A 5,706-nucleotide genomic window follows, 5' to 3' on the forward strand; every position below is an offset into this window, starting at 1 on the left:
GCGCGCCGCCCGCGGCGCGCCCCCGCACCACCTGGCCCCCGGCGCGGCCCACCTCATCCCCTGGGGGGTGCCCCCCTGCGGCGCGCCGTGCCGGCGGGGGGCCGCACCCCGGGCCGCCCCCGCCGCCGCCGCGAGCGCGCCCTCGCCCGCGCTGCTCGCCGATGTCACCGAGCGGGTGGCGAAGGCGCTGCGCCGGGCGCGCATGCTCGGCGCCGACCAGAAAGCCGGGTGCGCGGCCTGCGGGGCCTGTGGAGTGCTGCAGGCGGCGGGAGGCTGACATGAGCGGGCGGAGCATGAGCGGGCGGAGCATGAGCGGGTCGGGCACGGGCTGGTCCGGTTACACCGGATCATCGGCCGAGGAGTCGCCTGCCCGGTGCGTGCTGGCCGGGACACAGCGGCACGAGGACGCCGGCTTCCTCATCCGCTCCGCCGCGGGCGGGCACCTCGCGGCCTATCGCGCGCTGCGCCGGGAGAGCTTCGTCCGGGAGCAGGGCCTGTTCGCGGGCAGCGACGCCGACGACATCGACGACGACCCTCGATGCCTGGTGCTGGTGGCGCTCGCGCCGGACGGCACGGTGCTCGGCGGCGTCCGGCTCGCCCCCGCGACCACCCCCGACCTCGGCTGGTGGACCGGCAGCAGGCTGGTGGTCGATCCGCGCACGCGCGCCAAGGGCCTCGGGCCCGCCCTGGTCCGGGCCGCCTGCGCCCTGGCGGAGGACAACCAGGTGCTGCGGTTCGAGGCCACCGTGCAGGCGCGCCACGAGCCGATGTTCACCCGCCTGGGCTGGGTCCGGCTGGGGGAGCGGCCGGTGGCGGGCGTGCCGCACGTGTGGATGCGGTGGCCGATCGATCGGATCGAACGCCAGGCCCTCGGCGCGAAAGCGATGCTCGCCCAGGCGCTGGCGCCCCTGCGCGCACAGCCGATGGGTTTGGGCGGGCAGGGATTCCGCGGCGACGACGGCGCTCCGGTGCCGGGCAGCGATCTGATCGCCGCCTGCGACGCCATCCTGCCGTCGATGGTCGAGCGGGACCCGGAGTGGGCGGGCTGGTGCTCGGTGCTGGTCAACGTCAACGACCTGTCCGCGATGGGGGCGGACCCGGTCGGACTGCTGGACGCGGTCGGCGCCCCGAACCATTCCGTTCTCACCAGGGTGCTGCGCGGCCTGGCCCGCGCCGCCGAGGCCTGGCGGGTGCCGGTGCTCGGCGGGCCCACCCAGCTCGGCGTGCCCGCCGCGTTGTCGGTCACCGCGCTCGGCCGCACCGACCGGCCGGTGCGCGGTGGCGGTGGCGTGGTCGGCGACGAGCTGCGGCTCACCGCCGATCTCGGCGGCGGCTGGCGACCCGGATACACCGGGCGGCAATGGGATTCGACTTCCTGGCGCACCGGGAAGGAGCTGCGCGAACTGGGCCGCTTCGTCGCGCGGACCGCGCCGGCGGCGGCCAAAGACGTCTCCATGGCGGGGCTGGCGGGCACCACCGGGATGCTCGCGGAGGCGGCCGGTGTCGGCGCGGACATCGACATCGCCCGCGTTCCGCGTCCGGCGGGGGCCTCGGTGGCCGAATGGCTCACCTGCTTCCCGGGTTTCGCCGTGCTCACCGCCGACCGCCCCGGCACGGCGGTGGCCCCCGCCGGGCCCGCCGAGTCCGCGACCTGCGGGGTCCTCACCGCCGAGCCGGGGGTACGGCTGCGCTGGCCGGACGGGACGACAACCACGGCGGTGCACGGCACCGTCACCGGATTGGGAGAATCATGACCACCATCTCGGTCGCCGCCGCCGAATTCGGCCGCGACATGGAGCAGTGCTATCGCACCATCGGCGCCCTGATCGAGCAGGCCCGCGCGCGCGGCAGCGACCTGCTGGTCCTGCCCGAGGCCTGCCTCGGCGGCTATCTGCCCAGCCTCGGCGGCGCCGCGGAGAGCGAGGAGGCCAGACAGCGCAGGCTGCGGAACCTGCCGCCCGCACTGGCGCTCGACGGCCCCGAGCTGCGGCGGGTGGCCGCCATGGCGGGCGAGCTGATCGTCACCCTCGGCTTCTGCGAGGCCGACGGCGACACCCGCTACAACGCCGCGGTCACCCTCAACGGCGACGGCGTCCTCGGCTCCTACCGCAAGGTGCACCAGCCGCTCGGTGAAAACCTCTGCTACCAGGCCGGTTCGGAGTACCAGGCGTTCGACACCCCGATCGGCCGGATGGGCATGCAGATCTGCTACGACAAGGCCTTCCCCGAGGCGGCTCGCAGCCTGGCGCTCGACGGCGCCGAGATCATCGCCTCGCTGTCGGCCTGGCCCACCGCCCGCACCCAGGCCGCCGAACGGCTGGAGGACGACCGCTGGAAGCAGCGCTTCGACATCTACGACCGGGCGCGGGCGCTGGAGAACCAGCTGATCTGGGTGGCCTCCAACCAGTCAGGGCGGTTCGGGTCGTTGCGTTTCGTGTGCAGCGCCAAGATCGTCGGCCCCGGCGGGGAGATCCGGGCCGAGACCGGGGTCGAACCCGGCCTGGCGACCGCCACCGTCGACATCGCCCGCGAGCTCGGCCTCGCCCGCGGCGGGGGCATGTACAACCTCGGCGACCGCAGGCCGGAGGTCTACCGCAGCGTGGTCGAGACCCACGGCGTCGTCGGCAGGCCGGACGCCCCCGCGCTGGCGGGCTGAGCCGTGCCGCGGACCGCCCCGACCACCGTCCAGGAGAGCACGCTGTGACCACAGATGACCTTACGGCGACCACAGACGACCTCACCGCCGCCGGCATCGAACACCGCGATGTGGTGATCGTCGGCGCGGGCCAGGCCGGCCTGTCGATGAGCAGGCACCTGACCGACCGGGGCGTCGACCACGTCGTGCTCGAACGCGACACCATCGCGCACGAATGGCTCGACAGCCGCTGGGACAACTTCACCCTCGTCACCCCGAACTGGCAGTGCGCGCTGCCCGGCTACCGCTACGACGGCCCCGACCCGGACGGGTTCATGACCCGCGAGGAGGTCTACCGCTGGGTGCGCGGCTACGCCGACACCTTCGAACCGCCGGTCCGCGAGCACGTGAGCGTGCGGTCGATCACCCTGGCCCCCGACGGCGGCTTCGACGTGGTCACCAGCGCCGGCCGCTGGCACGCCGGGCAGGTGGTGGTGGCCGCGGGCGGCTACCACGAGCCGATCGTGCCCCGCTTCGCCGAACGACTGCCCGCCCACATCACTCAGCTGCATTCCGCGCACTACCGTAACGCCGACGCCCTGCCCGAAGGCGCGGTGCTGGTGGTCGGCACCGGCCAGTCCGGCGCCCAGATCGCCGAGGACCTGCACCTGGCCGGGCGCACCGTGCACCTGGCCGTCGGCAACGCCCCGCGCGTCGCCCGCTTCTACCGCGGCCGCGACTGCGTGGCCTGGCTGCACGACATGGGCCACTACGACATCCCCATCCAGGACCAGCCGGGCGGATCGGGCAAGCGCGAGAACACCAACCACTACGTCACCGGCCGCGACGGCGGCCGTGACATCGACCTGCGCCAGTTCGCCCTGGAGGGCATGGCGCTCTACGGCCGCATGACCGACATCTCCGCCGACGGCGTTGCCGCCTTCGCCCCCACCCTGGCGGCCTCGCTGGACGCCGCCGACGCGGTGGCCGAGAGCATCAAGGACAGCATCGACGCCTATATCGCCCGCGCGGGCATCGACGCCCCGCGGGAGCCGCGCTACGTGCCGGTGTGGCGACCCGGCCACGAGCCCGCCACGCTGGATCTGGACGCGCACGGCGTGACCTCGGTGGTGTGGTCGGTCGGCTACCGCACCGACTACCGCTGGCTGCGGGTCGGCGTCTTCGACGGCGCGGGCCATCCCTGCCACAACCGCGGCGTCACCGGCACTCCCGGCCTGTACTTCCTCGGCCTGCCGTGGCTGCACACCTGGGGTTCGGGCCGCTTCGCCGCCGTCGCCCGCGACGCCGAGTTCCTCGCCGAGCAGATCGTGCCCGCCGTCCGGGCGAGCGCCGCGGCCTGAGCGCGGCGGCGGAGGCACGGAGGAGGCGCGGATGCCGACCACCAGGATCGCGGCCATGGCCGGGCATTTCGGCGCCGACATCGGCCGGGCGCTGGACAAGCTCGCCGGAATCGTGGAACGCCTCGGCGAACAGGGCGTCGACCTGCTCGTCCTGCCCGACGCCACGCTCGGCGGCTACATCGGCGACCTGCGCAATCCCGATCCGGCCGCCGGGCCGGAGGCCATCGACCCCGACGGCCAGGAGATCCGGCTGCTGTGCCGGATGGCGGGCCCGATGACGCTGTGCGTCGGCTACGCCGAGCGCGACGGCGACCGGCGCTACAACTCCGCGGTCTGCCTGTCCGGCGACGGCGTGCTCGGCCGCCACCGCAAGGTCCACCAGCCCGCGGGCGAGCACCTCGCCTACGCCGCGGGCGACCGGTTCGAAGCCTTCGACACCCCGGTCGGCCGGATGGGCATGCTCATCGACTACGACAAGACCTTCCCCGAGTCCGCGCGCACCCTCGCCCTCGACGGCGCCCAGCTCATCGCCACGCTCTCGGCATGGCCCGCCAGTATCACCGACCGCGCCTCCCGTCTGCCCAACGACCGCCAGTCCCGGCTGTTCGACCTCTACGACCAGGCCCGCGCCGCCGAGAACCAGGTGGTGCTCGCCTCGTCGAATCAGACCGGGACCACCGGTAACCTGCGCTTCCTCGGCCAGGCCAAGGTGGTCGGCCCCGGCGGGGAGATCCTGGCGCGTACCTGGTCCAAGGGCGGGCTGGCCCAGGTCGACCTCGACATCGGCGCCGAGGTGGAGCGCGCCCGCCGGGTGCTGCGGCACGTGGCCGAACGCCGCGTGGACGCCTATCGAAACCTGTTGGCCGAACCGGGGAACCGGCTGTCCGCCGGCCGGGAACGGGAAGGGGATCTCCGATGACGCGCATCGCCCTGCTCACCTACTCGACCAAGCCGCGCGGCGGCGTCGTGCACACCCTGGCCCTCGCCGAGGCGCTGGCCCGCGCCGGAGCCTCGGTCACCGTGTGGACGCTCGGCCGCGGCGGCGACACCGGCTTCTTCCGTCCGGTCGACCCCGCCGTCCTGGTGCGTGTGGTGCCCTTCCCCGAGGTCGAGGGCGAGCACGTCGGCGCCCGCATCCTGCGCTCGGTCGAGGTGCTCCGGGCCGCCTTCGAGCCACGGGCCTACGACGTCGTGCACGCCCAGGACTGCATCAGCGCCAACGCCGTCGGCCGCTGCGTGCGCACCATCCACCATCTCGACACCTTCACCACCCCGGAACTGGCCGCCTGCCACGAACGCGCCGTCGTCGAGCCCTACGCCCGTATCTGTGTCTCCCGCACCGTGGCCGAGGAGGTCGAGGCGGGCTGGGGGCTGCGGCCCACCGTCATCCCCAACGGCGTCGACCACGAACGCTTCACCGCCGCCGCGGGCGACGATCCAGCCGCGGTCGCCGCCCGGGCGCGATGGCAGTGCGAACTCGGCCGGTACGTGCTCGCCGTCGGCGGCATCGAACCGCGCAAGGGCAGCATCGACCTGCTCGACGCCTACGCCGTGCTCGCCCGCGAGCACCCCGGCCTCGCGCTGGTGATCGCGGGCGGGGAGACCCTCTTCGACTACCGCGACTACCGGACCGCCTTCGACGACCGCGCCCGCGCGCTCGGCATCGAGCCCCGCGTCCTCGGCACCGTCGACCACGACGAACTGCCCGCC

Annotated in this window: 5 protein-coding genes and 1 pseudogene; all 6 read left to right on the forward strand. The window is 74.3% G+C overall.

Annotated elements, in window-relative coordinates:
• Positions 1–277: pseudogene (locus QH283_RS08885) on the forward strand (MSMEG_0568 family radical SAM protein); the annotation flags it as partial.
• Positions 278–293: 16 nt separating this feature from the next.
• Entirely contained in the window at positions 294–1,754 is a 1,461-nt protein-coding gene (locus QH283_RS08890; protein ID WP_280502540.1) for an MSMEG_0567/sll0787 family protein, read from the forward strand.
• Positions 1,751–2,656 carry a carbon-nitrogen hydrolase family protein gene (locus QH283_RS08895; protein WP_280502541.1) on the forward strand — a complete coding sequence of 302 codons (906 nt, stop codon included), beginning with the start codon at positions 1,751–1,753 and terminating at the stop codon, positions 2,654–2,656. The genes QH283_RS08890 and QH283_RS08895 overlap by 4 nt, the downstream gene beginning before the upstream one ends.
• Before the next feature lie 146 nt (positions 2,657–2,802).
• On the forward strand, positions 2,803–3,996 hold the full coding sequence (locus QH283_RS08900) for an MSMEG_0569 family flavin-dependent oxidoreductase (protein WP_432420683.1): 1,194 nt from the start codon (positions 2,803–2,805) through the stop codon (positions 3,994–3,996).
• Positions 3,997–4,027: 31 nt separating this feature from the next.
• A complete protein-coding gene (locus QH283_RS08905; protein WP_280502542.1) occupies positions 4,028–4,915 on the forward strand; it encodes a carbon-nitrogen hydrolase family protein in 888 nt (295 codons plus the stop codon).
• On the forward strand, positions 4,912–5,706 hold a 795-nt coding region (locus QH283_RS08910), incomplete at its 3' end, for an MSMEG_0565 family glycosyltransferase (RefSeq protein ID WP_280502543.1). The genes QH283_RS08905 and QH283_RS08910, both read left to right, overlap by 4 nt.

This window comes from Nocardia farcinica (assembly GCF_029867845.1).
Lineage (GTDB): Bacteria > Actinomycetota > Actinomycetes > Mycobacteriales > Mycobacteriaceae > Nocardia > Nocardia farcinica_A.